Origin of the sequence: Nitratidesulfovibrio oxamicus, assembly GCF_015731765.1 — a bacterium.
In the GTDB taxonomy this organism is placed as follows: Bacteria; Desulfobacterota; Desulfovibrionia; order Desulfovibrionales; family Desulfovibrionaceae; genus Cupidesulfovibrio; species Cupidesulfovibrio oxamicus.
On sequence record NZ_VRYY01000489.1, the window covers coordinates 1 to 1728 of the forward strand.

2 protein-coding genes are annotated in these 1728 nt (G+C 71.4%); both read left to right on the plus strand.

The genetic code is table 11. The features are described 5' to 3' along the window. The coding region (locus FVW20_RS14415) for a sensor histidine kinase (protein ID WP_196610163.1) at positions 1-1051 on the plus strand (1051 nt) is incomplete at its 5' end. 149 nt (positions 1052-1200) lie between these two features. Then, the coding region (locus FVW20_RS14420; RefSeq protein WP_196610164.1) for a response regulator at positions 1201-1728 on the plus strand (528 nt) is incomplete at its 3' end.

Sequence of the window (1728 nt, forward strand, 5' to 3'; positions counted from 1 at the left end):
CGCCCACGGACTGGCGGAGGTCGGCGGCGACGCCCACGGGCTGGCAGGGGTCGGCGGCGACGCCCACGGGCTGGCAGGGGTCGGCGGCGACCGCCGGACACAGAGATCATCCTTCCCGTCTGCTTCCATGCCGTCCCATTCCCCCATGTTTCCCGTATCTTCCGCATCCCCCGACTCCCCCGCTTCGGTGGTCGGGCAGGTGTTCCTGCTGGGCGACGTCACAGAGGCCCGGCGGCGCGAAGGACTGCGCTCGGAAATGATGGACTGGGTCTCGCACGAACTCAAGACCCCCATGCAGTCACTATGCCTTGCGGCGGACCTGCTGGACCGGCGCAAGGACACCCTGGACGCCGAGGGCCGCCTGCTGGTGGAAACCGTACGCGAGGACGCCGCCCGCCTGCGCACCCTTGCCCAGCAGTTCATGGACATCGCCCGCATGACGCCATCGGCCCTGCACCTGACGCGGGACGAGGCGGACCTGCCCGCCCTGCTGGACCGCTGGCTGACGCCCTTCGTGCTGCTGGCCCGCGAAACCGGGGTGCGCCTGGCCGTTGATGTCCGCGAGGCCCCCGTGAAGGTACGGCTGGACGCGGAACGCTTTGCCTGGGTGGTCTCCAACCTGGTGGCCAACGCCCTGCGCGCCAGCCCCACGGACGGCGAGGTGCGGGTGCGGGTGGTCGAGCATCAGGGCCGCGCGGTGATCGAGGTGGAAGACGAAGGCGCGGGCCTGCCGGAAGCCGTGCAGGCGCGCCTGTTCCAACCCTTCGCCCACGGCCCGGCGGCGGGCGCGCGAGGCGGCCTGTACGGCCTCGGCCTTGCCATCACCCGGTCCATCGTGGATGCCCACGGCGGGCACATTGCCTATGAACGGCGCGAGGAACGCGGCTCGCGCTTCACCGTGACCCTGCCGCTGCCGCCCCGCAACTATCAGGCGGACGACGCGGCCCCTGATGCAATCAATCGCACAGCCAATGACACGACCGACAACGCGGGCACGGACATGACCGATGACGCGACAACGACGAACCGTTCCGGCCCGGCCACCGGATGATGCCGGGGACGCCCGCCGCACCTGATGGCCCCGCCGCACCTGACGCGCCCGCCGCACCTGACGCACCTGACGCCCCTGACGCGCCTGACGCCCCTGACGCGCCTGACGCGTCGAACCGCCCGCCACACCCCGTAATCCCCCAAATTCTCATGAAGGACGCCATGCCCCCCACGCCGCAACCACAAACCGTGCCTGCACCCACCGGCGAACAGGACCGCACCCCGCTGGACGTGCTGGTGGTGGACGACGACCCCGGCATACTGACCACCCTGCGCCTGGCCCTGTCCGCTGCCGGATGCCCGGTGCGCACGGCGGCCAGCGCGGAAGAGGCGCTGGCCCTGCTGGCCGCACGACCCGCCGACCTCGTGCTGACCGATGTGCGCATGGAAGGGGCATCGGGCATCGACCTTGTGCGCGAGACGCGGGCGCTGGTCCCGGATGCGCTGTGCGTGGTCATGACCGCCTTCGCCTCGTTCGAGAACGCCGTGGCCGCCATCAAGGCCGGGGCCTTCGACTACCTGCCGAAGCCCTTTTCCGTGGAGCAGCTGGAACATCTGGCGGGCAAGGTGGCCACGGTGGTGGCCCTGCGCCGGGAAAACGCCCGACTGCGGGCGGCGGGCGCATCGGATGCCGCAGGCGCGGGCGGCGACTGGTTCGCGGGGCTTACCGCCCCGGCC